Source organism: Solicola gregarius (assembly GCF_025790165.1).
GTDB lineage: Bacteria > Actinomycetota > Actinomycetes > Propionibacteriales > Nocardioidaceae > Solicola > Solicola gregarius.
In genome coordinates, this window is sequence record NZ_CP094970.1 from 3,887,083 (window position 1) to 3,911,207 (window position 24,125).

Here is a 24,125-nt window from a genome sequence, read left to right on the forward strand (position 1 = left end):
TCCGGTCACCATCGTCGGCGATGAGTACGCCCCTGTGGTCGGCGACCAGGGGTGCAGCGACCTGGGGAACATTTGTTCGACGAAAGCGTGGACTTTGTCGGTGGGGTGCCGTACCGTCGTACACGTGTTCGATCGAACGCATGTACGACCGCCGCGACTTCCCCGGAGGCACCGATGAGCACCGCTCAGCTCGGCATCGCCCGACCCGACACCCGCGCCGCGGCCCGTCCGGTGCGACGGCCGACTGACGGTACGCTGCGGCTGACCCGGCGTGGGCGCGTCGTCATCCTCGTGTCCGCGCTGCTGATCGCGTTCGGCGGTTTCGTCGCGTTCGGCCCTTCGGTGATCGCGACCGACGAGTCCGGTCCGAAACCGGCGACCATCACCGTGCATCCGGGCGAGACGCTGTGGGAGATCGCCGGCCGGGTCAATCCCGATGGTGACGTGCGCTCTACCGTCGACGACATCGCCGAGCTGAATGGCGTCTCCGATGCCGGGGAGCTCCAGATGGGCACCGAGCTCGCCGTGCCGAGGTACTGACCGCGGGAGAAGTAGACCTGCGAGGGAGTCGGTGCGCAACCCCGCGGCGCACCGACTCCCCGGAACAACAGCGGGGCCGCCCCGTGGGCCCCTCACAGGTAAGACGTGCTGGCGGCCGATTAGGTTTCATTCTGCGACGAGATTTCCTGCACGCCGGCACTCGAACCGCTCGTTGCCCGCACGATCGGGCCTCGAAGTTCTCCGGCAGGACGCGCGAAATTCGGGCGATCTTCTTGGTTTGGACCCGTAGATTATCCCTATGGGGGTAGTACTCAATGAATATCGTTCGCCGGAGCCGTCTGGCCCGGCCATCGCTCGTTTGCCGCTGTTACGCCGCCTCACTCTCGAGGTCGGCATCGTTGCGGGCCTGTGGATCGCCTATAACCTCGGGCGCCTCCTCGCCTCGCATCACACCTCATCCGCCTTCGACAACTCCGACCTCGTCTGGCACCTCGAACGCTTCTTGCCGCTGCCGAGCGAGGAATGGCTCCAAGACGTCCTGCTGTCGGCGTGGCCCCACGGGGTCGAGCTCGCAAACGTCTACTACATGTCCGTGCACTTCCCGGCGACGCTCGCGTTCCTGCTCTACACGTTCTTCCGCCAGCCGGCCGCGTACCTTTGGGCGCGCCGCAGCTTCGTGTTGGTGACGTCGGCCGCGCTCATCGGGCATCTCACGTTTCCGCTCGCACCGCCACGAATGCGCCCCGACCTCGGTTTCGTCGACACCGGGCAGCTGTTCGGCATCACTCCGTACAGCGAGGTGACCACCGACAGTGTCGCCAACCAGTTCGCGGCGATGCCGAGTCTGCATGTCGGCTGGGCCGTGCTGCTCGCCATCGTGATGATCTCGGTCGGTCGTACGCGATGGCGGTGGCTCTGGGCGATCCATCCGATCATCACCATCCTGGTCGTCACGGTGACGGCGAACCACTACTGGTTCGACGGGCTCGTCGCGATCGCCTTGTTGATCCCGTCGATGATGATCGCCCGCCGCGGCATCGACGCACCGCCGTGGCCGTGGAAGCCGCGCGCCGCAAGCACGGGCCATGGTGGCGAGCGAGACCTAGCTGGCGTCGAGGTCGATCCGCACGGTCACGGGCTCGGACCCGAGCACGGCGATCGATAGGTCGAGCAGCTTTGCGTCGGCACGACGCGCGACGCTCGGGTTCGCCTCGAGAATCATCCGGACCCGGGCCTCGACGTCGTCGTCGGGCAGCACCTCGGCGGTACCGTCGCGCCACGACCCGCCAGCCTTGACGCGTACCCGCGGATCGGCCTGCAGGTTGCGGACGTAGTCGGCCCGCAGGCCGCGTTCGGCGATCACCCAGAAGGTGTCGCCGACGAGTCCGTTGCCCACCGGCGTACGCCGTGGTTCGCCGCTGCGTCGGCCCGTGGTCTCCAACAGGGCGAGGGCACCGGGCGCGAGGCCGCGGTCGATGAGTGCTCGCATCGGCACGTTCACGGCGTACTTCGCGGTCACGGCGTACGCCTGCCGGGCGAGGCGCTTCGTCGACTCGAGTCGGTCGTCCATCGGTCCATCGTCACAGATCGTCGACCGGTCTGCGCATGAACGGCCCGTGAACGGGGCAGGCTCCAGGTCCGAACGCCGCAGCAACGGAGGCAGCATGCTCGATGGGCTCGATCTCACCGTCATCGTGGTCTACCTGGTCGGATCGGCCGGACTCGGCCTCTGGCTGAGTGGCCGGCAGTCGAACATCAAGGGCTACTTCCTCGGTAACCGCGAGCTGCCGTGGTGGGCGGTGACGCTGTCGGTCGTGGCGACCGAGACGAGTGCGCTGACCGTCATCAGTACGCCCGCGATCGCGTACCTCGGCAACCTGTCCTTCCTGCAGGTCGCGATCGGCTACCTGCTCGGACGGATCGTCGTCGCGTTCGTCCTGCTGCCGAAGTACTACGCGGGCGAGATGGTGACCGCGTACGCCTACCTCGGCAAACGGTTCGGCGGCGCGATGCAGAGCACGGCGTCGGTGACGTTCCTGCTGACCCGATTGCTCGCCGACGGGGTACGGATGTACGCGGCGGCCATCCCGCTGAAGTTCATCATGGACGGGCTCGGCGCGGACGTCTCGTACTTCTGGATCATCACCATCCTGTCGCTCGTCACGGTCGCGTACACCTACGTCGGTGGAATCCGCGCCGTCGTCTGGGTCGATGTCATGCAGATGGGCGTGTACCTGGCCGGTGGCATCGTCGCGCTCGCCGTGCTGATGGACAAGACGGGAGGGTTCTGGTCCGATGCGGCCGACGCGAGCAAGACGCAGGTGTTCGACTTCAGCTCCGACATCGTGACGGCGCCGTACGCGTTCGTGACCGCGATCCTCGGCGGGGCGCTGCTGTCGATGGCGTCGCACGGTGTCGACCAGATCGTCGTGCAGCGGTTGCTCGCCTGTCGTACCCGAGCCGACGCCCAGAAGGCCGTGATCGCGAGCGGCCTGATCGTGTTCGTGCAGTTCGGCCTGTTCATGGTCGTCGGGCTGGCGCTCTGGTCGTACTACGACGGCCGGTCGCTGACCGATCTGGGACAGGCGGCGTCGGGCGACGAGCTGTTCCCGACGTTCATCGTCGAGGACCTACCGTCGGGTGTCGCCGGACTCCTGCTCGCCGGGATCCTCGCGGCCGCCATGAGCACGCTCTCGTCCTCGCTGAACGCGTTGTCGTCGTCGACGATCACCGACCTGGTCCAGCGGTTCCGGCGTACGCCGCTCGGCGATGCCGAGGCGCTCAGCGCCAGCCGGATCACCACGCTGGTCTGGGGTCTGGTGTTCATCGTGTTCGGCAACCTGTTCGTCGGTCAGGACACTCCCGTGTTGGAGCTCGGCTTGTCCGTCGCGAGCATCACGTACGGCGGGCTGCTCGGTGCGTTCTTCCTCGGCATCTTCGTGCGGCGGGCGAGCCAGCTCGACGCGATGATCGCGTTCGGCGTCGCCGTTGCGGTGATGGCGTCGATGTTCGTGTACCAGCAGTGGATCATCGAGGAGGGTGAGGTGTTCATCGGCTTCACCTGGTACACGGCGATCGGCGTAGTGATCACGATGGTCCTCGGCTGGCTACTCTCGCGCCTCCACCCAGCGAACGAGCGCGCGGAAGCGGAAGTCCCAGAATGAGATCTGGGACGTAACGGCCGTACCCAGCGGAGCATCGTGCCCTTGGCAGTGCCGTTATGTCCCAGATCTCGTGGGAAACCTCGCTACGACAGTCGCGTCAGACCCGCGACCGGCCGTCGTACCCGCCGCGCGGCGGCCGCAGGCCGAATACCTCGCCGACCGTCGGTGCGACGTCGAGCGTACGCGCCCGGGCACTCGAGGCACCGCGGCGTACGAGCGGCGAGCCGCCGGCGATGAAGAACGGGATCGGTGCCGTCGCCGGATGACCGTGGTTGCCGGGTATCGGGTTCGCGAGCGGGTTCGGGTCGCTGAAACGCCAACCCGACCGGCAGTATGCGACCAGGTCGCCACCCCTCGGACCGAGGCGCAGCGCGTGCGGGTCGTGCAGCGACAGCACACCCGGCACGTCGCGGGCGAGTCTCCGCATGCGTCGAACGGCCTTATCGCGTTGAGGTTTCGGACCGGTCCAGGTGAGCAGGTCGGCTCCGCCGTTGTCGGCGTACGCGACGTTGCCGGCGAGCAGCGAGTCGTCCTTGAACGCGTCGGCGAGCGACACGAAGGAGAACGGGTCCGACCAGTCCATGCTGTGGTCGGCGAGCACGACCAGCACGCTGCGCCGCCATCGACCCGACTCCTTCAGGAAGTCGACGAAGTCGCCGATCAGCCTGTCCGTGCTGGCGAGGGCGAGCCGACGGAGCAGCTTGATGCTTCCGCCCGTGAGGTCGGCGTGCCCGAAGCGGTCGATGTCGCCGAAGTTCGCGAACAGCAGGTGCGGGTCGGCGTCGCGGACCATTGCCCCGAGCGCGGCATGTGTGAAGCCGTCGAGCGCGTGGTCGGTGATCGGCATCAGCGGCTCCGGCTCCCAGCGGTACGTCGCGCGCTCGCCGAACAGGCTGTAGAGGTACTTCTTGCTCAGCACCGTGCCGGTGGTGAGTCCCTTCGTACGAAGGCGTTGCAGCACCGTCGGGAACCGTAGGTCGCTCGCCCGGTCGAGGTCGCGTACCGCACCCTCGTGCGCGTCGTAGAACGAGTTCGCCGGCACGCCCGAGCGGTCGGGGCGTACGCCGGCCATCATCATGGCGTGGTTGGGCAGCGTCTCCATGATCGGCACCGAGCGCGCCTGCGGGTACGAGCGGCCGGCCCGGCGTAGCGCGGCCAGCCGAGGCGTGAGCTCGTCGTCGATCTCGTCGGGACGGCAGCCGTCGATGACGAGTACGTACACCCGCGGGTCGTCGCGTCGCGCGGCCGACGCCCGCGGGCTGCCCGCCGCTCCGGACAACACGACGGAGGCGCCGCCGGCCGCGGAGGCCCGCAGGAACGTGCGGCGGGTCGACATTCTCGTTGTTCCGCTCAGGTCTCAGCCCTCCACCGGCGCGGCCGCCGGACGTACCTTCTGGGATCCGGCCTCGACCGCCCACGACGCCTGATGTTGCGCACGCGTACGTCGGTCGGCGCGGTCGCCGATCTTGTACCAGTCCATCTGCACGCGAGCCGGAGTGACGTCGAGGACGGAGTAGCCGTGGTCGTCGAAGTTCAGGTAGCGCACGTGCCGGTTGAGCGTCTGCAGCGCCGCCTCGACCGCGAGCGAGCCGGTGCGCGGCGGGACCCCGAGGAGGTCGTCGAGGTTGTTGCTGGTCACCGAGCTGCACACCAGCTCGGTCGCGACCGTGTCGCCGAGTGGGTAGATCGCGGCGTTGCGGGGGATGTCGCACGCCCACGAAGAGTGGATGTCGCCGGTGAGGAACACCGTGTCGGTGATCCCGTGGTCGGCGATGTGGCGCAGCAGCCGCAAGCGGTCGGCGGTGTAGCCGTCCCACTGGTCGACGTTGTACGCGATGCCGTCGACGCGCTGTACGGACGCGTCGCCCAGCGTCCGTTCGACCGCCCGCGAGACGTCGGCACTGAGCGGTGGAATCTGCACCGGCGCGATCATCACCGGGTTGCCGATCAGCTTCCACTGCGAGTCGGTCGCGAGACCCTTGCGCAGCCACGACAGCTGGCGCTCGCCGGTGATCGTACGATCCGGGTCGCTCACGCCGCCGAAGACCGGGCTCGACGCCTGCTCATCCCGGTACGAGCGCAGGTCGAGCATCGACAGCTCGGCGAGCCTCCCGAAGCGGAGCCGCCGGTACAGCCGGACACCGTCGCCGAGCGTGGCGCTCCCGTTCATCCTGACCGGCATCCACTCGTCGTACGCCCGCCGCGCGTCGGCTCTGCGGCGACGCCAGTTTCGCTCTGTCGCCGGGTCGTGGTTCTCGGCGCCACCCCGCCAGGCGTCGTTGGCGGTCTCGTGGTCGTCCCACGTGACGATGAACGGCACCTTCGCGTGCAGCGCACCCAGGTCGGGGTCGCGCTTGTACTGTGCGTGCCGCTGCCGGTAGTCGGCGAGGCTCACCATCTCGTGCCGGGGTTGGTGCTTGCGTACGTTGGCGTCGTCCTTGCCGTAGCCGTACTCGCCCGGGCCGTACTCGTACACGTAGTCGCCGAGGTGGATCACCGCGTCGAGATCGTGGCCGGCGAGGTGTCGGTACGCCGCGAAGTAGCCGGCTTGCAGGTTGGCGCACGACACGACGCCGAAGCGGAGCCGCCGGGGCGACGCGTTGTCCGCGGGTGCGGTGCGCGTACGGCCAATGGGGGAGTGAGTGCCGTCGTATGTGAAGCGGTAGAAGTACGTCGTGTCCGGTTTGAGTCCCGACGCGTCGACCTTGACGGTGTGATCCCGCCCCGGCCCGGTACGCGCGGTGCCCCGACCCGCGAGATTGCGGAAACGGCGATCGGTCGCGATCTCCCAACGTACGTTGACACGTGGCCCGTGACCCGATCCAGGCGTCGAGGCGGACGTCGGTGTGACGCGGCTCCAGAGCACGACACTGTGGGGAAGCGGGTCACCCGACGCGATGCCGTGCCGAAAGTGGTCGCGATGAGCGGCGGCCGAACTCGGCGGTAGAGCCGATGTTGCGGCGCCCGCTGATACGGCGGCTCCGGTGGACAGGACGCGACGGCGGGACAGCGTACTCACGAGTAGCATCTAAGCGGGCGCCCGACCGATTGTCCACGTTCTGTCCGTTCATCGGCTGTTGTCCGCGACGTACCTCGGCTCATCCAAGAGCGATCGCAGCGACGCCGCAGACGACGATCGCGGCACCGGCGATCCGCTGCCGCGGGTGCGGCTCACGAAACAGCAGCCATCCGGCGACGCTTGCAAGGGCAATGCTGGTCGCGCGCAGGGCAGCGACGAGCGACACCGGCGCGAGCTGCATCGCCACGAGCACGATCACGTACGAGAAGGGGACGAGCGCGGCAACGACGATGGCGCTGCGGTAGTGCCGGCGCAGGGTCACGGCCAGTGCCGCTCGCTTGCGCACGAGAAGTGGACTCAACACGATGGCCTGCACCGTGCCGGTGACGATGTAGTAGGGGAGCGGCGGCACCTCGAGTGCGTTGACGCTGTGGTCGTCCCAGAGCGTGTACCCGGCGATGAAGCAGCCCGTCATTGCGCCGAACACTGCACCCAGGGCAACGTCGTTGCGGGCGACTCGGCCGTCGCCGAGCGGCCAGGCGATCACACCGACGCCGATGATCGTGACAAGTGCGCCGGCGAGCGCGACACCGGATATCTGTTCTCCCAACAGACCTGCGGCGACGATGATCGTGAGCAGCGGCCCGACCGCTCGCGAGACCGGGTACGCGACGTTCAGGTCACCGACTGCGTACGACTTCTGCAACAGGAGCCCGTAGCCGAGGTGGAAGGCCGCGCTGAGGCACCCCGACCAGAGCCAGGACCAGGCGGGCCGGGCGGGATCGGCGACGAGCCAGATGGCGCCGGCGGGCAGTACGAATGCCGCCGACAAGATGGTGTACGCACCGACGAAGGCGCTACCGGCATCGGAAGCCCGCTTCGCCGCTATGTTCCAGGTCGCATGTGTGACCGCGCCGACGAGGACGAGAACGAGCGGCAGGGTCGACACCGCGACACCGTACCGGGAGCATCGTCGGGCCTGTCACGCACTGGACCGTCGACCAATCCGGGACCGCGGGTGCGACGAACCAGGCACATGAGTGTGCCGATGAGACGACGGATCCTTGGCGCCGGGTGCGCCCTGCTTGCCGCGCTCGCCGGCCTCGGTGCCGGCAGCGCGGTCGCAGCGTTGCTGTCCGGTGCTGCGTCGCCCATCGTCTCGGTCGGCAACGCCGTCATCGATGCGACACCGGGTGCGCTGAAGGACTGGGCCGTCGAGAAGTTCGGCGAGAACGACAAGCTCATCCTCATCGGGAGCGTCACGATCGTCGTCCTGCTGATCGCCGCTGCTATCGGCGTCATCGGCGTCACCCATCGTCGCCTCGCCCTGTTGCTGGCTGGACTTCTTGGGCTCGTCGCGGTCGGAGCCGCCGCGATCGACCGTACGCTGCTGGCCGACTGGTGGGTCGCGGTGATTCCCGGGTTGGTGACGACGCTGGTCGTCGTCGTGATGTTCGCCTGGCTCCTCGCGGCCGTCGATGGACGGCGTACCGGGGAAAGCGTCGGCGAACACGTCGGTGATGCGGGGGGGCATCGACCGCCGGCGGCTGTTGCTGGCCGCGCTCGCGACGGGAGCGATCGCCGCCGGTGGGGGCCTGGTCGCACGCCTGAACTCCGGCCTCGAGGCCGCCGCATCGCGGATGGGTGTGCGCATCCCAAAGCCGACGAGTCCGGCGCCACCGGTGCCGCCCGGCGTGAGCGTTGACGTCGACGACGTGACGCCGTACCTGACGCCCAACGGGGACTTCTACCGCGTCGACACTGCGCTTCAGATCCCAGACGTGCCGGCCGAGAGCTGGCAGCTGCGGGTACACGGAATGGTCGACCAAGAGCTGACGCTCAGCTTCGCCGAGCTGCTCGAGCGCCGTCTCATCGAACGTCGAATCACGCTGACGTGTGTCTCGAACCAGGTGGGCGGCGAGCTTGTGGGTAACGCGACCTGGATCGGTGCACCTCTTCGAGAGCTGCTCGCGGAGGTGGGCGTTGACCCGGCTGCCGATGCCGTGTTGTCGACGAGTGCCGACGACATGACGATCGGAACGCCGCTCGAGGCGCTGACCGACGATCGCGGTGCGATGCTTGCGGTCGCGATGAACGGCGAGCCGCTGCCGCTCGAGCACGGCTTCCCCGTACGCATGATGGTCCCTGGGCTGTACGGCTTCGTGTCGGCGACCAAGTGGGTCGTCGATCTCGAGGTCACCCGGTTCGCCGACATCAGTGCGTACTGGACCGAACGCGACTGGTCGGAGAAGGCGCCGATCAAGACGGCCTCCCGCGTCGACGTACCTCGGTCGTTCCAGACGCTGCCCGCCGACGAGGTTCGGATCGGTGGAGTCGCCTGGTCGCAGACCCGCGGCGTCGACAAGGTCGAGGTACGTATCGACAACGGTGACTGGAACAAGGTCGAGCTAGCGGCCGTGGACAACGTGAACACCTGGCGACAGTGGTCGTGGAAGTGGCAGGACGCGACGCCCGGAACGCACGAGGTGACGGTACGCGCGACGGACGCGACCGGCTACACCCAGACCAGCGACCGCGCCGAGCCGCGCCCCGACGGCTCGACCGGGTGGCACAGCGTCCAGTTCACGGTGGAGTGAGTGATGGTGAGACGGAACCCGGGTCGAGTCGCGGGCGCTGCAGCAGTCCGGTCTCGCTGTCAGGATCGTCGGGTATGGTCCACCACGCCGATGTCGAGGAGTGGGTAGATCATGCGCATCCTGGTGGCGGGCGCCTCGGGCTTCGTGGGGAGACGTCTGTCGCCGGTGCTCGAGGAGAGTGGCCACGAGGTCGTCGCGCTGACCCGGACACCGCAGGAGTACGTCGGAGCCGGTGTCGCGACGTACGGCGACGTGCATCGCGCCAGTTCCCTGCCTGCCGCGCTCGAGGGGTGCAAGGCGGCGTACTACCTCGTGCACTCGTTGGACTCGCCCGACTTCGAGCGTCTGGATGCGACGGCGGCTCGGGATTTCGGTCTTGCGGCGGCCGATGCCGGGGTCGGCCGGATCGTGTATCTGGGCGGCCTCGGTGCCGAGTCCGAGGGACTGTCGGCGCATCTGCGCAGCCGCCGGGAGGTGGAGGGGCTGCTCGGAGCAGGTGGCGTACCGGTGACCACGCTGCGCGCGGGCGTCATCGTCGGTGCTGGCGGGTCCTCGTGGGAGCTGATGCGGCAACTGGTTGCGCGGCTACCCGCGATGGTGACGCCGCGATGGGTCAACACGCGGGCTCAACCGATCGGGCTCGCCGATGTGGTCCGCTATCTCGTCGGCGTACTGGACGAGCGCACCGACGAGTCGAGGACGTACGAGATCGGCGGCCCGGAGGTCCTCGACTACCTGACGATGCTGCGTCGCATCGCCGAGCTCGAGCGCCGGCGGCAGCCGGTCGTCGTACCCGTTCCGCTGCTGTCACCGCGCCTCTCGTCGCTGTGGCTGGCGCTGGTCACCGACGTCGACGTACGCACCGGGCGAAATCTCGTCGACTCGATGGTCAACGAGGTGGTCGTCGAGGACGACTCGATCCGTGCTGTCGTCCCGTTCGAGCCCAAGGACTTCCGGGCAGCGGCACTCGACGCGCTCCCTACGGCCCGCGGCGAGCCAGGGGACTACGAGTGAAGCCGGCACGGCGAGCGTTGCGGCGGATCGGCGACCGGCTGCCCCGGTCGCTGTCGCACGTCGCGTCGACGGTCATCGCCGACGACGCGCGAGGCCGCGCGCGACGCCGACGGGTGGTCGCGGGTACGACGGCCGTCGGTGCCGGGCTGCTCGGTACGGCGCTGTCGGCGCGACCGGGATCGCCACGGTTCTATCGACTCAGCTGGGCGACCGCGGGAGCATGGACGGTCGGCGGGGTGCTGTCAGGTCCCTTGCGCCGCGGCTGGATCGAGCATCGAGACGATCGCCTGCGCCGACCCGTGCTGGTGCCGGTCGCTACCGGTGGCGCCGCGTTCGGCGCCTTCTACGGGTTCGCGCTCGCCGCACAGCGGATACCCGTGCTGCGACGCGCGATCGCCCATGTGCTCCGCCACGCCGACTCGACCGGTGACGCGCGACTGCTGACGATGGTGTGCGCCAACGCGGTTGCCGAGGAGGTGTTCTTCCGCGGTGCCGTCTACCCGTCGGTGGCCGAACACCATCCCGTCGCCGCATCCACCGCTCTCTACACCCTGGCGACCGTTCCGACCCGTAACCCGGCTCTGATCGCGGCTGCCGGGTTCATGGGCGCGCTCTTCGCCCTGCAGCGGCGGGCGTCCGGTGGCGTGCAGGCTCCGGCACTCACCCATCTGACCTGGTCCATTCTGATGGTCCGTTTCATGCCGCCGCTGTTTCGTGACGATCCGCCCGCAACTCCGACGTCCGCCGAACGCTCCGGAAGGTGATCCGATGTCCCGCCTCGCAGACCTCGTCATGTCGCACCGGGCCGTCGTCCTGATCGTGTGGGTGATGATCGCGGTCGCCGGTGCCGCGACTGCGTCACGCACGGTCGACGCGCTCAGCTACGACTTCGGTCTGCCGGGCCAGCCCGCGTACGAGACGAACAGCGACATCCAGCGCATGTTCGGCGGGGGAGGACTCGTCGATCCGCTCGTTCTGTCCGCGCCGGTCGGGGAGGCCGGACGAGGCGACTTCGCCGAAGCCGCCGAGCGCGTTGCGGACTCCGTACCGGGCACCCGCGTTGTCACGTCGGAGAACAGCGATGCCGAAGCCCTGGTCGCCGACGACCGCGCGGTCGCGTTGCTGTACCCGCCCGTCGTCGACGGTCCGGAGCCGTACGCGCGTGCGCTGCCGGCGCTTGAACGAGCGGTCGGGGAGCACCCGGTAGACGGCCGGTCGATGGAGCTGACGGGCACGGTCCTGCTCGCCGAGGACACCGGGAGCGACCGGGGCGTGCTGTTCGAGGTGATCGTCGGCGGTGCCGGAGCGCTGGTCGTCCTCGCGCTCGTGTTCGCGTCCCTGCTCGCGGGACTGCCGCTCCTGGTCGCCGCGGTCTCGATCCTGGCGACCTACCTCGCGCTCCTCGGGCTGACGACATTGACCGACGTCTCGTTCATCGTGCAGTACCTCGTGGCGTTGATCGGGCTCGGTGTCGCGATCGACTACTCGCTGCTCATCGTGATGCGCTGGCGCGAGGAGCGCGCGCACGGCCTGGACAACGACACGGCGGTACGCACCGCGCTGACGACCGCGGGCCGGTCCGTGGTCTTCAGCGGCATCACCGTCGCTGTGTCCCTCGCCGCGCTTGTCGTCACCCCACTGCCGTTCCTGCGTTCGATCGGACTGGGTGGGCTGCTCATTCCGTTGCTCAGCGTCGCGACCGCGGTGACCCTGGTCCCGGTCGTGCTCAGCCGGTTCGGACCGCGGCTGGCCTGGCCGCACCGCAAGGCCAACGACCCGGTCAGCCGGCGCTGGGCCGGCGTCGCTCGATGGGTCGTACGCCGACGCTGGCCGGTCATCGTGGTGACCTCGCTGGGTCTCCTGGCCATGACGGCGCCCGTGCTCGCACTCCATCTCGGGTCCCCGCGACTCGACGCGTACGGCAGCGAGACCTCCGCAGGCCGGGCGACCGAGGAGATCCTCGACGCCGGGATCGCGCCCGGTGTGATGCGACCACATGAGGTCCTCGTGCCCGAGGACCAGGCGCCCTCCGTTGTCAACGGGATGGCTGGGCTCGACGGCGTTGCCGCGGCGACGAGTGTGCGTGATCCCGCCTGGACGCAGGACGGCGAGGTGCTCCTGCAGGTCTACTCCGAGGACGACCCGGCGACCGAATCCGGTGTGGCCTCGCTCGATCGGGTGCGCGACTACGCGGACACGGTCGGCGCGCGAGTCGGCGGCACGCCCGCCGAGGACGCCGACTTCGTGACGGCCGTGTACGGCAACGCGCCGCTCGTACTCGCATTGATCGTGCTCGTCACCTTCGCACTGCTCGCGCGCGCACTGCGGTCGGTCTGGCTGCCCGTCAAGGCGCTGGTGCTGAACGTGTTGTCGACCGGCAGCGCGTACGGGCTCACGGTGCTGATCTGGCAGCAGGGCATCGGAACCGAGGCGGTGTTCGGCGCCGACGCGAGCGGCGCGATCCCGATCTGGGTGCCGGTTGCGGTGTTCGCGTTCCTGTTCGGGCTCTCCATGGACTACGAGGTGTTCATCCTCTCGCGCATGCGCGAGGCGTACGACCAGCACGGCGACACGCCTCGTGCGGTCGTCGACGGCATCGCGCGAACCGGTCGCCTGGTGACCTCTGCCGCGCTCATCCTGTTCCTCGCGTTCGTCGCGCTGTCGACCGTGCCGAGCGTCGAGGTCAAGATCCTGGCGACCGCGCTCGGGCTCGGCATCCTGATCGACGCGCTGGTCGTACGCGCCCTGCTCGCTCCCGCCCTGGTGGCCGTCCTCGGCCGGGCGAACTGGACGATGCCGCGATGGTTGGCTCGCGTCCTCCGCGCGGTGCCGCCCGAGCAGGCGTCGAGGCAGGTCGACGCCGAGGTCACGCGGCGACGCTGAGCACAGGTCGCGTACGTCCGCGACCAATCCGCAGGCCCCACGGCGCCGAATCCATCCGTACAAGGCGCGCGGCGACAGACCGCGTCGCACCACAACGGAAGGATGGATCATGAAGAACATCCGCAGCGCGTCGTTGGCGTTGGCTACTGCCGCCTCGCTGGCGCTACTCACCACTGCATGCGGCGGAGACGACGACGGCGCCGACGCGTCGTCGGACTCGTCCTCTTCCTCCTCGGACTCCGACTCGGGCAGCAGCGACTCGAGCTCGGACAGCGCTACCGACAGCGGCTCAGACACCCAGATGGACCCGGCGTCCGACCTCGTCGGTCCCGGCTGTGCGGCGTACGCCAAGCAGGTGCCGTCGGGTGCGGGCTCGGTCGAAGGCATGTCGCAGGATCCCGTCGCGGTAGCGGCGAGCAACAACCCATTGCTCAAAACCCTCACGGCCGCGGTATCGGGCAAGGTGAACCCGAAGGTCGACCTGGTCGACACCCTCAACGGTGACGAGTTCACCGTTTTCGCACCAGTCGACGACGCATTCAAGCAGATCGACGCGAAGACCATGAAGACGCTGTCCAGCCCGGCCGGCGCGAAGACGCTGACGTCGATCCTGACGTACCACGTCGTGCCCGGCCAGCTCGCGCCCGACGAGGTCGCGGGCACGCACAAGACCGCTGAAGGCGAGAAGATCAAGGTCGATGGCTCCGGCGACGACATCAGTGTCGGCGATGGCCAGGCCAACGTGATCTGTGGCGGCGTGCAGACCGCGAACGCCACGGTCTACCTGATCGATGCGGTGATGATGCCGCCGTCGATGATGTGACCTTCGCTCCGAAGGTGACGACGGGAACGGGCGGCCACTCCGGGGGCCGCCCGTTCCCGTCGTCTGTCTCAGTCCCGCGGCGGGAGCGGTACGAACCCACTCGTGCGGCGCACGTACGCCGCGTACTCGGGTCGGTCGTCGAGGTGACGCTCCATCAGGGGCTTGCCGGTCCCGCGGGCGAGCAGCCAGGTCATCGCGACCGGCGACAGGAACGCCAGTGCGGCGATCGGCGCCGAACATGCACACAGGTAGATGCCCCACCAGACGCACGCGTCGCCGAAGTAGTTCGGGTGGCGCGTATAGCGCCACAGCCCTGTGTCGAGCACCCGGCCGCGGTTCGCCGGGTCGGCGCGGAAGCGGGCGAGCTGCGCGTCGCCGACCGTCTCGAAGTACATGCCGAGGAGCCACAGCGCCATGCCCGGTACGAGCCACCATCCCGCCTGCGCGGTGCTCGCCTGCGCGAGCATGATCGGCAGCGCAACGACCCACATGCCGACTCCCTGCGGCAGGCAGACCCAGACGGCAGCCGTACGTACGGTTGCGCCGCCATGGCGTTCGAAGAGATCGGCGTAGCGACGGTCCTCGTCCGAGCCGCGGTTCCGTAAGCCCAGGTGCACCGCGAGCCGAAGCCCCCAGACCCCGGGCAGTACGGCGAGGAGGGCCCGCAGCGCGTTGTCGTCGCCGTTCCAGGTGATGGCAAGGCCGGTGACCGCGACTGCCGCAAAGCCCGCGCCCCAGACAGTGTCGATCACCGTGACCCTCCGCGTACGATGCATCCGCCAGAGAACGAACACCATCGCGGCCGCGATGACGGCCGCGGATCCGATCAACGTTGCCGCAACGACCCCGGCGTCACGCATCTGTCGCGGCGATGTCGCTCCGACCGTCCGGCCGGGGGCGTACGGCCAGGATCTGGTCGACGCCCATCCGGTTGTCGGCGAACGCGAGCGACCCACCCGCGAGGTACAGCCGCCAGATCCGCGCCGTGCGTTCGCCGGCGAGCTCCACGACGCTCGACCAGTTGTCCTCGAGGTTTCGCGCCCATGCCCGCGCTGTCAGTACGTAGTGCTCACGCATGCTCATGACGTCGCGGATCTCGAGGCCGGCCCGGCGCATCATCGCGCAGGTCTCGTCGAGAGGCCGCATGTGCATGTCGGGGGCGATGTACGACTCGATGAACGCGCCGCCGCCGGACCGCTGGGTACGGGACATCTGCTGAAGCAGCACCCGGCCCCCGGGTCGCAACGTACGTCGCATCGCCGCGAGGTACCTCGGATACTGCCGTCGCCCGACGTGCTCACCCATCTCGATGGACGCCACGGCGTCGACGCCACGGATCGCGAGATCGCGGTAGTCGCGCACCTCGACCGTGACGCGGTCGCTCAGGCCGAGTCGGTCGATGCGTTCCCGTGCGTACGACGCCTGCTCGCGTGACAGGGTGATGCCGCTTGCCCGTACGCCGTAGCAGGTCGCGGCGTGCACCAGCAGCGAGCCCCACCCGCATCCGACGTCGAGGAGCCGCATTCCGGGCTGCAGACCGAGCTTGCGGCAAACGCGGTCCAGCTTCGCCGACGACGCCTTCGCACTGTCGGCGATCGTCGGCGGGTCTTCGTGGCCGTGCGCCCACAAGCCACACGAGTAGGCCATCGTGTCGTCGAGCAGCGTCTCGTAGAAGTCGTTGCCGAGGTCGTAGTGGTGGTGGATCGCCTCGCGGTCCCGGCGCAGGGAGTGCAGACGCCCGCCCAGTCGCGCTTCCTCGGGTGGGGCGGCGGGTGGTCGTTCGAAGGCTCCGTGTGCCGCGAGTTTCCGCAGCATCGACGTGACCTCGCTCGAGGCGCGTACCAGCGCACCGGGCAGTGCCGGCCTCCCCTCGAGGGCGACCCGGGTGAGTCGCAGCGCATCGGCGAGATCACCTTCGACGTCGAGCGAACCGCTGACGTACGCGCGGGCGAGGCCCAGCTCTCCCGGGTGCCAGACGATGTGCCGAACGGCCTCCGGTGAGTCGAGGACCAAAGTGGCGGGACCGGACCCGTACGCGCTGCCGTCCCACGCTCGGATCCCGACCGGAAGGTCGGCCCCGAGCACGGCGGAGACCGCGCGGTGAACCGTAGGAGCCAGCGAGGTGTCGGTCGTCATGTCGATGTTCCCTTCTCGAGCACGATCTGTTCGACGTCCAACTGACCGGAGCTGAACCCCGCCTCGCAGTACGCCAGATAGAACTCCCACATGCGACAGAACACGTCGTCGAACCCGAGGGCGAGCACCTCCGGTCGTGCCGACGTGAACCGTGCGCGCCACAGGCGCAAGGTCTCGGCATAGTGCGCGCCGAGCGCCCGGCGACGCGTCGGCTCCAGACCGTTGTCGCGCGCATGGTCCTCGATCGCGCGAACCGAGGGGATCAGCCCGCCGGGAAAGATGTACTTGTGGATCCAGCCCCACGAGTGCCGGGTGGCGAGCATGTGGTGGTGATCCATCGTGATCGCCTGAAGGCCGACCTTGCCGCCGGGCGCGAGCCGATCGGCGAGGCAGCGGAAGTAGTCGGGCCAGTAGCGCTCACCGACCGCCTCGATCATCTCGATGCTGACGATCGCGTCGTACCGGCCGCGTACGTCGCGGAAGTCGCACAGGTCGACGTCGATCCGGTCGTCGACGCCCGCCCGCCGCGCCGCGGCTCGTACGTACGCGACCTGCTCCGACGAGAGCGTGACCGTCGTGACGGTCGCGCCACGTTGCGCGGCGCGGATCGCGAGCGAACCCCAACCCGATCCGATCTCGAGCAGCCGGGTGTTCGCGCCCACTCCCGCCGCGTCGAGAATCGCGTCCAGTTTGCGCCGCTGGGCGGTCTCGAGGTCGTCGCCCGGCTCGAAGAGCGCCGACGAGTACGTCATCGTCGAGTCCAAGAACTGCCGGAAGAGCTCGTTCGAAAGGTCGTAGTGGCGAGCGGCATTCACCTGAGCACCGTCGTGGTCCGCGTCCTCCGCGACAGGGACGGGCCGGTCGAAGCGCCGGCGGAAGCGTTGCAGGCCAGCGGGCACGACGTCATGGAGACGCAACGCCAACGCATGCAGCAGGGCGTGCAGATCGTCGGTCGTCCAGGCACCGCTCATCCATCCCTCGCCGAACCCGATCAGTCCGTCCGAGCCCACCCGTGCATAGAACTCCTCCGGCTCGACGAGCCGAAGCGCTGGCGTGCCCGGTGCCGGACGGTGGTCGTCGTCCGTGAGCACCCGCACACCCGCAAGTGCCGCGGCTCTGCGTAGGAGTAGCCGGGCCGCCAGCGCTCGCATCGGGGCATGCGGCGTTGCGGCGACGTCGGGCCAGCGCTCGCGAACGGAGTCGACGTCGCCGTGCACCACCGGGCCGGTGACGGACGGGAGAACGGGGCTCATGAGGTCTCCTCTTGGTGTGCGGGGTTCTGGTCGGGCATTCGTACGCGGCGCAACCACAACCGCAGGCCCTGCCAGCGGATCAAGGCGGCGACGCGCAGCGTCGGGAACGGGTAGCGGAGTGCGAGTCGGGTCAGCGTGCGAGCCCGTGGGCTGTGCCTCGTGCCCGTGAGAGTCGCGACGAACGCAGTCTTGCCGCTGCGTCGCAGGCGTACGCGGATGTTCAAGTGCTCATCGGGCTGTGGGACTCGGAGCTCGTACCTGCCGTCGGCTCCGAGGAACGGCGAGACGAGGAACTGCTTGTCGGTCGCCGCGTGTCCGTTGTCGTCGGGGCCCAACACGTACGTGTGCCGGCCGCCGTAAGTGTTGTGCACCTCGGCGACGACCGCGCGAAGGCCACCGCGTCCGTCGTAGCACCAGAACAACGACAGCGGGTTGAAGACGTAACCGAGGAATGCGGGTGCAGCCAGCATGAGCACCGGTCCTTCGCCCGGCTCGACGCCGTTATGCGCCAGGACCTCGTCGATGTTGGCCCGGATACTTTGCGACCGGTCGCCCACGTGGTCTCGGGAGCGGAAGCGGGCGAACACGCCGAACCCTCGCGCGATCGGCAGCTCATCTACGTCAACGAGCCAGAGGCACAGGCCGTAGCGGAACTGCCGCGGCAGTTGCTCGCGGCGTACGTGCACGGTCGACGCGTCGTAGACGACCGGTGTCGGCGGGATAGGCGAGCTCACCAACGCACCCCCAGACGTGCGGCGGCGCGTACGCCGGAGGCACAACCGTCCTCGTGAAACCCCCACCCCTGCCAGGCCCCGGCGAACTGCAGGCCCGGCGTCATCAGCTCCGGTACGCGGCGTTGCGCGGAGACCGATTCGGGTGTGTACACGGGATGTTCGTAACGGAACCCCTTGAGTACGCGGCTCTCGTCGACCCGGTCGCCGAGCCCGAGCGAGACGAGCAGCCGCGTGCCGTCGTCGTCGGGGAGGTGCTGGAGGCGGGTCATGTCGTACGTGACGCGAGCACCGCCGGTCCCGGCGGCGTCGCAGCCGTCGGCGACGTAGTTCCAGGACGCGGCGGCGCCGCGTGCCCGGGGGAGCGCCGTCGTGTCGGTGTGGAGGACACCGTCGTTGCGGGTGGTCCGGAATGCCCCGAGGATCCGGCGTTCTGCTTCCGAAGGCTCGGCGAGGAGCCCGAGCGCTTGGCCGGCGTGTGTCGCGATCACGGCGTGGTCGTACGCATCGACCTCATCGGCCTCGGTGCGTATCTCCACTCCGCGCGTGTCGCGCCGTACCGTCCGGACGGGCGTGGCGGTGCGTACCGCAGCCACGGTCTTGGCGATGCGGTCGACGTACGTGCGCGAACCGCCGACGACGGTGCGCCAGCGCGGAGAGCCCGACACGGAGAGCATCCCGTGGTTGTCGAGGAAGGCGAACAGGTAGCGCGCCGGGTACGCGTGCGCGTCGTCGGTGCCCGACGACCAGACCGTCGCGACCAGGGGGATGACGAAGTGGTTCGTGACATATGTCGAGAACCCGTGCGCTTGCAAGAACGCGCCGAGCGTCGGGCCGGCGCTGTCGGAGGAGCTCTCGGCGAGAAGTGCGCGCGCTGCGCTGTGGAACCGGCGGATCTCTGTCAGCAGCCGCACGAACCGTGGTCGTACGGCATTGCGGGGTTGTGCGAACACGCCCGATAGCCCTCGCGCGCCGGCGTACTCGAGCCCGCAACCGTCGCAACGGACGCTCATCGACATCTCGGTTGGCTGGGTCCGGACACCGAGCTCGTCGAACAGCCTGGTGAGCAGCGGGTACGTACGCCGGTTGTGCACGATGAACCCGCTGTCCACAGCCACGACCTGTCGTCCGAGTGCGACGTCGTGGGTGTGCGCGTGTCCGCCGAGTCGTTCGTCCGCCTCGTACAGGGTCACGGCGTACCGGTGCTGCAGGAGGTACGCCGTCGTCAGTCCCGCGACGCCGGACCCGACCACCGCGACGCGCGGTCGCTGCTCCCTGCTCATTGCCATCTCGACCTCTCGTACCCTGATCACCACTCCTGTCCGGTGTTCGGAGCCCACGATGTCGGCGGATTGGTCCGTACGCGTGACCAGCAGCGCGAGCGTCGCGACCGACGCCGATCCGGCGACCAATCCGGGCCCGCGGATGCGTCGAACGGGTAGTAGCGCGAGAATTCGTCCGACGAGCGAGGAGAGCCCATGCCGAAGCTTCGGGTTGTGCCCGACGCATCCGGCGAGCCCGGCGATGCGATCGGTACGTTGCTCAACCGTGCGTCCCGCGGAGACGTGGCCGCGTTCGAGCGGATCTACGATGAGCTCGGGGGAGCCGTCCTCGGGATCGCCGTGCGAGTCCTTCGCAATCGTGCGATCGCCGAGGAGGTAGCCCAGGAGGTCTTGGTCGAGGTGTGGAGGCGGGCCGCGCGTTACGAACCGGAGCGCGGATCCGGCAAGAGCTGGATCATGACCATTGCGCACCGGCGCGCGGTCGACCGCGTACGTCACGAGCAGGCGATGGTCAACCGCGATGTCAACGCCGCGACCGCGGCCGGGTCGCGCCCGTTCGACGAGGTGAGCGAGACCGTGGAGACCGGACTCGAGCGCGAGCAGGTCCGGCGCTGCCTCGACGGGCTCACCGACCTGCAACGCGAGTCGGTGGCCCTCGCGTACTACGACGGCTACACCTACCGAGAGGTGTCGCGCCTGCTCGACTCGCCGCTCGGAACCATCAAGACCCGAATGCGCGACGGTCTGGCCCGGCTGCGCGACTGCATGGGGGTGGCGTGATGTCCCACGACATCGATGCGCATACGCTCGCCGTTCCGTACGCGCTCCACGCGCTTCCGGACGACGAGGCCGCGCAGTTCGAGGAGCACCTGTGGCTGTGCTCCTCGTGTCGCGACGAGGTCGACGAGGTACGCGAGGTTGCTGCCCGCCTCGGCGCCGCCGAGTCCATCACGACGCCCGTCGAGCTGCGACGGCGTGTGCTCAGTGAGATCGCCGAAGTACGGCCGCTTCCGCCCGTCATCTCCGAAGGCGAGCCGGCACCGGCCGTCCGGCACGACGGAGCGCGGCGTTGGTGGCCGCGGATCGCGACCGGCGTCGCGGCCGCGCTCCTCGTCGTGGTGGGTGTCATGACCTCGGTCCTGGTCGACCAGTCCCGCGAGCTCGACGACAGCTCGGACCTACGCGCGGAGATCGGTCGCGTCGCGGGCGCACCGGATATGCAGCAGGCGTCCGGCAAGGTCGACGGCGCCCGGGTCATCGCGCTGTCCTCTCGTACGCAGAACACGACGGTTCTGTTCTCTACCGGCATGGAGGCCCCGCCCGACGGCAAGGACTACCAAGCCTGGTTCATCGACGGCGATCGGATGCGCTCGGCCGGAGTCATCGACGAGGACGATGACGGCGTACGCCCGCTGGTCGCTGCCGGCCTCGACGATGCCGCCCAGCTCGGTATCACCGTGGAGCCGGACGGAGGCTCGGAGCAGCCGACGACAAACCCCCTGGTGGTCATGGATCTGGAGTCGTAGCCGGCCCGCACGGATCAGCGGACGGGCGCGTCACCCACCAGGGCGCGACCGACCGCGGCCGCCTCGCCGCGGGTCGACACCTCGAGCTTCGCGAGGATGTTCGACACGTGCACGCTTGCGGTCTTGGTGCTGATGAACAGCCGCTCGCCGATCTGTCCGTTGGTGCAACCGTCGCAGACGAGGCGAAGCACCTCGTGCTCGCGCGGTGTGAGTCCGTTGTCGGTGCCCGGCCGGTCGTCGAACCCGGCGCGGCGACCGAGGTCTTCGACCTGCCCGACGAGGAGTCTTGCGCCCAGCTTCTCGGCCGCGGTGCGTGCATCGTCGAGGGCTGCCGTGGCGGCGGCACGCTCACCGCGCTCGATGTACGCGTTGGCTCGCCGCATCCGCGCGTACGCGGTCACGTAGGCGGGTAGCCACGGGGCTCGTACGACGGCGTCCCACGCAGCGGGGTGCCCGGTGTCGGCGAGCTCGGCCTCGAGGACGGCTCGCCACGATGGTGCCGGGCCCCAATCGCCGATGACGTCGAGTTCGGTGCGCAGTCGCCGCGCGTCGGCAGCGATGTCGGCACCCTCGGTGCGGCGTAGAGCGAGAGCGCGTGCTCCCGTCGCGATGAGTGGAAGGTCGTAGCCCCACAGGCGCCGGGTGTCGTCGAGGCAGGTCGCGACCGCCGCCCATGCGGTGTCCGCGTCGTCGTGTGCGAGCGCGATCTCGGCGGCCGCCCTCGACGTCGGGATCGAGTACTGCGGGTCGACGTCGGCCCGGCCTGCGATGCTGCGGATGTCGGCGAAGGTGCGTTCGGCGTCGTCGATGTCGCCCTGCCAGGTGCGCAGTGACGTACGTAGTGCCGTGAGCTGCCAGAAGTGCCGCATCGGCGGGTTGAGCTCGAGACCGCGCATGATCAGACGGTCGGCGGACTCCCAGCGACCGAGCGCGACGAGGGGTTCGGCGGCGTTGCCGAGGATGATCGCGCCGAGCGTACGCGCGCGCCCGGCCAACTTGGCGTCGTCGATCCCCGCCTTCGCGATGCGTGCGGCCTCCTCATAGCGGCCCAGCAGGCAAAGGGCATCGGAGGCATTCACGTGGTACGAGAGCACTGCCCCCGGCGACGCGGCCGACTGGAGTGCCTTGGCGCGTTCGAGGGTCGCGAGGCCGGTCTCGATCTCGCCGAGCTGTACCTCGGCCGATCCGACCAGGGTCGTCGCCTTGAGCACGATGTCGGTGGCCCCGACTCGCTCGGCGGCCTCGACGGCGCGGATGCGCAGCCGCTTCGCGGCGACGAGGTCGCCCGCCATCAGGTTGCGTGCGCCCATGGTCGACAGCAGCCGTGCCCGGGAGAACTCGTGGCCTTCGGGAGGGAGCGCATCCAACGTCGCCTGCAGCTCGTCGACCGATGTGGGCCGGCCGAGGTCGCTGAGGATGCGGGACCGCTGGAGCACCAGCTCGGTGCGCATGTCTGGGTCGACGTCGTCGCCGAACTCACGCATCGCGGCGTCGCCGAGCGTCAGGGCGCGTTCGAGCTCGCCGGCATGCGTGGCCCTCGACGCGGTTCGGACCAGGAGTGAGGCGTGGTCGGTGCCCGACTCCGTCTCGGGCTCCGGTACGAGGTCCCAGAGCTCGAGCACCCGCTCGAGCGCGAACTGCGCCTCGGGGTACGCGTACTTGTTCGCCGCGTGGTCGGCGGCGTCGAGGTACGCCCGGAACGCGCCGGCGTGGTCGCTCGCCGCGAACAGGTGGTACGCGCGTTCCATCACCGAGGCGGCGGGGTCGGAGTCGATGGGGTTGGCGAGTGCGTCTGCGAAGCGCCGGTGCAGCCGCGCATGCTCACCGGGCAGGGTGTCGTCCTGGACCGCCTCGCACAGGAGCGCATGCCGGAACGCATAACCGTCGCCCTCGACCTTGAGCACGTTCGCCGAGACTGCCTCGCGTAGAGACTCGTCGAGCTCGGACGGTGCCAGGTCGGTTGCCGCGGCGAGCTGCCAGTGCGCCACCCGACCGGTCTGGCCGACGGCCACGACGCGCAGCAGCTCCTGGGTCTGGTCGGACAGCCGCTCGATGCGTACGAGCAGCAGGTCGCGGAGCGAGTCGGGCAGTCCGACGGGTGAGCCGTCGTACTCGGCGCCCGCGAGCTCCTCGACGAAGAACGGAAGGCCTTCGCTGCGTCGGTACACGCGCTCGGTCACGTCGGGGTCGGCCGGGCGACCCCAGATCTCGGCCAGCTGCCGGGCGACGTCGGCCTTGTCGAGGCGGGGGACGAGGACGCGTCGAACGGCGCGCAGGCGGTCGAGCTCGGCAAGGAAGGGTCGCAGGGGATGGGTCCGGCTCATCTCGTCGGTGCGATACGTGAGAACGAGCAGCAACGGCGCGCCCGCGAGCGCGCGGATAGCGAAACGCAACAGGTCGCGGGTCGACCCGTCTGCCCACTGGAGGTCCTCGATCACCACGACGAGCGGATGCTCGGCGGCCGCCCGCTCGAGCACGAAGGTGACGACCTCGAAGAGCCGACCACGGCCGGGGTCGGTCGCCGGGTCGTCGAGCTCGAGCTCGGGGATCAACCGGGAGAGTGCGCCGGCGCCCGCGCCGGCCCAGCGCACCACGCTGTCCGTGCCGAACTCGGCGATCATCGAGCGGATCACGCCGGCGAGCGAGGTGTACGCGAGCCCGTCGCTGCCGAGCTCGACACAGTGACCGGTGTGCAGACGTACGTCGTCGGCGAGCCCGTCGGCGAACTCGGAGACGAGGCGGGTCTTACCGGCACCCGCCTCGCCTCCGACGAGGACGGTCACGGCATGCCCGTCGCGGGTCGCGGCGAGCGCGTCGCGCAGCCCGCCGAGCTCGGCCTCCCGGCCGACCATCGCGGGACTCACTGCCGGCGGCGTCATGCCCGCCATTGTGTCACCGTTGACCCAAGCGCCTGCGGCTCTGTCGGCGTTCACGGGCGGTCACGCCACGCGGCGCACCGCGTGCCTGATGCGGGTGAAGGAGATCCGTGGCCGGGTACGCCGGCCGCTGGGCCTCGGCGTTCGGGCGAGACGGCTTCGGCGGGCGGCCTCGAGATCGCGGGCACGGTACTCGAGCGTCTCGCGGGCCATCATCTCGTTGAGTATCGGCTGGTTGAACGACATTTCGAAGACTCCCTGAGCAACTCGTTCGGACTCCCATAAGAGTCGTCGCTGAGGTAGCCGTCGCACATCGGAC

22 protein-coding genes are annotated in these 24,125 nt (G+C 69.2%); 11 read left to right on the forward strand and 11 right to left on the reverse strand.

The annotated features are described in order from the left end of the window. The first annotated feature begins 174 nt into the window (after nt 1–174). Both L0C25_RS19045 and L0C25_RS19050 read left to right on the forward strand, forming a co-directional pair. Nucleotides 175–540 carry a LysM peptidoglycan-binding domain-containing protein gene (locus L0C25_RS19045; protein WP_271633349.1) on the forward strand — a complete coding sequence of 122 codons (366 nt, stop codon included), beginning with the start codon at nt 175–177 and terminating at the stop codon, nt 538–540. 319 nt (nt 541–859) lie between these two features. Continuing rightward, a complete protein-coding gene (locus L0C25_RS19050; protein ID WP_271633350.1) occupies nt 860–1,666 on the forward strand; it encodes a phosphatase PAP2 family protein in 807 nt (268 codons plus the stop codon). Here L0C25_RS19050 and L0C25_RS19055 read toward each other — a convergent pair. Continuing rightward, nucleotides 1,604–2,071 carry a nitroreductase/quinone reductase family protein gene (locus L0C25_RS19055; RefSeq protein ID WP_271633351.1) on the reverse strand — a complete coding sequence of 156 codons (468 nt, stop codon included), beginning with the start codon at nt 2,069–2,071 and terminating at the stop codon, nt 1,604–1,606. The genes L0C25_RS19050 and L0C25_RS19055 overlap by 63 nt on opposite strands. Nucleotides 2,072–2,165: 94 nt before the next feature. Between L0C25_RS19055 and L0C25_RS19060 the strand changes: the two genes are divergently transcribed. Next, nucleotides 2,166–3,665 (forward strand): sodium:solute symporter, encoded by a 1,500-nt coding sequence (locus tag L0C25_RS19060; protein ID WP_271633352.1) that lies wholly within the window; start codon nt 2,166–2,168, stop codon nt 3,663–3,665. A 97-nt stretch (nt 3,666–3,762) separates the two neighbouring features. Here L0C25_RS19060 and L0C25_RS19065 read toward each other — a convergent pair whose 3' ends face one another. From L0C25_RS19065 to L0C25_RS19075, 3 genes are all read right to left on the reverse strand, one after another. Beyond that, nucleotides 3,763–5,001 (reverse strand): alkaline phosphatase family protein, encoded by a 1,239-nt coding sequence (locus L0C25_RS19065; protein WP_271633353.1) that lies wholly within the window; start codon nt 4,999–5,001, stop codon nt 3,763–3,765. A gap of 21 nt (nt 5,002–5,022) precedes the next feature. After that, the gene (locus tag L0C25_RS19070) at nt 5,023–6,684 is read right to left on the reverse strand and encodes an alkaline phosphatase D family protein (protein WP_271633355.1); all 1,662 of its coding nucleotides are present in this window, start codon (nt 6,682–6,684) and stop codon (nt 5,023–5,025) included. Between the two features lie 79 nt (nt 6,685–6,763). After that, a complete protein-coding gene (locus L0C25_RS19075) occupies nt 6,764–7,633 on the reverse strand; it encodes a DMT family transporter (RefSeq protein ID WP_271633356.1) in 870 nt (289 codons plus the stop codon). Between the two features lie 99 nt (nt 7,634–7,732). Here L0C25_RS19075 and L0C25_RS19080 point away from each other — a divergent pair, with 99 nt between their 5' ends. The 6 genes from L0C25_RS19080 to L0C25_RS19105 all read left to right on the forward strand — a co-directional run bounded on the left by L0C25_RS19080 (nt 7,733) and on the right by L0C25_RS19105 (nt 14,001). Then, nucleotides 7,733–8,389 (forward strand): hypothetical protein, encoded by a 657-nt coding sequence (locus L0C25_RS19080; protein WP_271633357.1) that lies wholly within the window; start codon nt 7,733–7,735, stop codon nt 8,387–8,389. After that, nucleotides 8,379–9,281: a molybdopterin-dependent oxidoreductase gene (locus L0C25_RS19085; RefSeq protein ID WP_271633358.1), complete on the forward strand. Its 903-nt coding sequence runs from the start codon at nt 8,379–8,381 to the stop codon at nt 9,279–9,281. Before L0C25_RS19080 ends, L0C25_RS19085 begins: the two co-directional genes overlap by 11 nt. A 111-nt stretch (nt 9,282–9,392) precedes the next feature. Continuing rightward, nucleotides 9,393–10,295, forward strand: a complete 903-nt coding sequence (locus L0C25_RS19090; protein WP_271633359.1) for an NAD(P)H-binding protein — start codon at nt 9,393–9,395, stop codon at nt 10,293–10,295. Next, nucleotides 10,292–11,059, forward strand: coding sequence for a CPBP family intramembrane glutamic endopeptidase (locus L0C25_RS19095; RefSeq protein ID WP_271633360.1), 768 nt, complete (start codon nt 10,292–10,294; stop codon nt 11,057–11,059). The genes L0C25_RS19090 and L0C25_RS19095 overlap by 4 nt, the downstream gene beginning before the upstream one ends. 4 nt (nt 11,060–11,063) lie before the next feature. Continuing rightward, a complete protein-coding gene (locus tag L0C25_RS19100; RefSeq protein WP_271633361.1) occupies nt 11,064–13,178 on the forward strand; it encodes an MMPL family transporter in 2,115 nt (704 codons plus the stop codon). Nucleotides 13,179–13,287: 109 nt separating this feature from the next. Next, a complete protein-coding gene (locus tag L0C25_RS19105) occupies nt 13,288–14,001 on the forward strand; it encodes a fasciclin domain-containing protein (protein ID WP_271633362.1) in 714 nt (237 codons plus the stop codon). Between the two features lie 68 nt (nt 14,002–14,069). Here the strand turns inward: L0C25_RS19105 and L0C25_RS19110 are convergent, their stop codons facing one another. The 5 genes from L0C25_RS19110 to L0C25_RS19130 are packed head-to-tail and all read right to left on the reverse strand — an operon-like array spanning nt 14,070 to nt 19,434. Then, nucleotides 14,070–14,861: a DUF1295 domain-containing protein gene (locus L0C25_RS19110; RefSeq protein ID WP_271633364.1), complete on the reverse strand. Its 792-nt coding sequence runs from the start codon at nt 14,859–14,861 to the stop codon at nt 14,070–14,072. Beyond that, nucleotides 14,854–16,137, reverse strand: coding sequence for an SAM-dependent methyltransferase (locus L0C25_RS19115; protein ID WP_271633365.1), 1,284 nt, complete (start codon nt 16,135–16,137; stop codon nt 14,854–14,856). Before L0C25_RS19115 ends, L0C25_RS19110 begins: the two co-directional genes overlap by 8 nt. Then, a complete protein-coding gene (locus L0C25_RS19120) occupies nt 16,134–17,390 on the reverse strand; it encodes an SAM-dependent methyltransferase (RefSeq protein WP_271633367.1) in 1,257 nt (418 codons plus the stop codon). The genes L0C25_RS19115 and L0C25_RS19120 overlap by 4 nt, the downstream gene beginning before the upstream one ends. Beyond that, complete coding sequence (locus L0C25_RS19125; RefSeq protein WP_271633369.1) at nt 17,387–18,124, reverse strand: DUF1365 domain-containing protein; 738 nt, start codon at nt 18,122–18,124, stop codon at nt 17,387–17,389. Before L0C25_RS19125 ends, L0C25_RS19120 begins: the two co-directional genes overlap by 4 nt. Further along, nucleotides 18,121–19,434 carry an NAD(P)/FAD-dependent oxidoreductase gene (locus tag L0C25_RS19130; RefSeq protein ID WP_271633371.1) on the reverse strand — a complete coding sequence of 438 codons (1,314 nt, stop codon included), beginning with the start codon at nt 19,432–19,434 and terminating at the stop codon, nt 18,121–18,123. Before L0C25_RS19130 ends, L0C25_RS19125 begins: the two co-directional genes overlap by 4 nt. Nucleotides 19,435–19,599: 165 nt before the next feature. Between L0C25_RS19130 and sigK the strand changes: the two genes are divergently transcribed. Then, nucleotides 19,600–20,184 (forward strand): ECF RNA polymerase sigma factor SigK, encoded by a 585-nt coding sequence (gene sigK, locus L0C25_RS19135; RefSeq protein WP_271633372.1) that lies wholly within the window; start codon nt 19,600–19,602, stop codon nt 20,182–20,184. Continuing rightward, entirely contained in the window at nt 20,184–20,930 is a 747-nt protein-coding gene (locus tag L0C25_RS19140) for an anti-sigma factor (RefSeq protein WP_271633373.1), read from the forward strand. Before sigK ends, L0C25_RS19140 begins: the two co-directional genes overlap by 1 nt. 14 nt (nt 20,931–20,944) lie before the next feature. On the opposite strand, the gene L0C25_RS19145 is transcribed toward L0C25_RS19140, so the two are convergent. Together L0C25_RS19145 and L0C25_RS19150 are read right to left on the reverse strand one after the other, a co-directional pair. After that, nucleotides 20,945–23,809 (reverse strand): helix-turn-helix transcriptional regulator, encoded by a 2,865-nt coding sequence (locus L0C25_RS19145; RefSeq protein WP_271633374.1) that lies wholly within the window; start codon nt 23,807–23,809, stop codon nt 20,945–20,947. Nucleotides 23,810–23,869: 60 nt separating this feature from the next. Next, nucleotides 23,870–24,052 carry a hypothetical protein gene (locus L0C25_RS19150; protein ID WP_271633375.1) on the reverse strand — a complete coding sequence of 61 codons (183 nt, stop codon included), beginning with the start codon at nt 24,050–24,052 and terminating at the stop codon, nt 23,870–23,872. Nucleotides 24,053–24,125 lie beyond the last annotated feature (73 nt).

What these genes read in the sequence shown, in the direction of transcription:
- L0C25_RS19045 (WP_271633349.1), top strand. Translation starts at nt 175, where the DNA reads ATGAGCACCGCTCAGCTCGGCATCGCCCGACCCGACACCCGCGCCGCG.
- L0C25_RS19115 (WP_271633365.1), bottom strand. Translation starts at nt 16,137, where the DNA reads ATGACGACCGACACCTCGCTGGCTCCTACGGTTCACCGCGCGGTCTCC.
- L0C25_RS19120 (WP_271633367.1), bottom strand. Translation starts at nt 17,390, where the DNA reads ATGAGCCCCGTTCTCCCGTCCGTCACCGGCCCGGTGGTGCACGGCGAC.
- L0C25_RS19100 (WP_271633361.1), top strand. Translation starts at nt 11,064, where the DNA reads ATGTCCCGCCTCGCAGACCTCGTCATGTCGCACCGGGCCGTCGTCCTG.
- sigK (WP_271633372.1), top strand. Translation starts at nt 19,600, where the DNA reads ATGCCGAAGCTTCGGGTTGTGCCCGACGCATCCGGCGAGCCCGGCGAT.
- L0C25_RS19055 (WP_271633351.1), bottom strand. Translation starts at nt 2,071, where the DNA reads ATGGACGACCGACTCGAGTCGACGAAGCGCCTCGCCCGGCAGGCGTAC.
- L0C25_RS19090 (WP_271633359.1), top strand. Translation starts at nt 9,393, where the DNA reads ATGCGCATCCTGGTGGCGGGCGCCTCGGGCTTCGTGGGGAGACGTCTG.
- L0C25_RS19065 (WP_271633353.1), bottom strand. Translation starts at nt 5,001, where the DNA reads ATGTCGACCCGCCGCACGTTCCTGCGGGCCTCCGCGGCCGGCGGCGCC.
- L0C25_RS19060 (WP_271633352.1), top strand. Translation starts at nt 2,166, where the DNA reads ATGCTCGATGGGCTCGATCTCACCGTCATCGTGGTCTACCTGGTCGGA.
- L0C25_RS19110 (WP_271633364.1), bottom strand. Translation starts at nt 14,861, where the DNA reads ATGCGTGACGCCGGGGTCGTTGCGGCAACGTTGATCGGATCCGCGGCC.
- L0C25_RS19105 (WP_271633362.1), top strand. Translation starts at nt 13,288, where the DNA reads ATGAAGAACATCCGCAGCGCGTCGTTGGCGTTGGCTACTGCCGCCTCG.
- L0C25_RS19140 (WP_271633373.1), top strand. Translation starts at nt 20,184, where the DNA reads ATGTCCCACGACATCGATGCGCATACGCTCGCCGTTCCGTACGCGCTC.
- L0C25_RS19145 (WP_271633374.1), bottom strand. Translation starts at nt 23,809, where the DNA reads ATGACGCCGCCGGCAGTGAGTCCCGCGATGGTCGGCCGGGAGGCCGAG.
- L0C25_RS19150 (WP_271633375.1), bottom strand. Translation starts at nt 24,052, where the DNA reads ATGTCGTTCAACCAGCCGATACTCAACGAGATGATGGCCCGCGAGACG.
- L0C25_RS19080 (WP_271633357.1), top strand. Translation starts at nt 7,733, where the DNA reads ATGAGACGACGGATCCTTGGCGCCGGGTGCGCCCTGCTTGCCGCGCTC.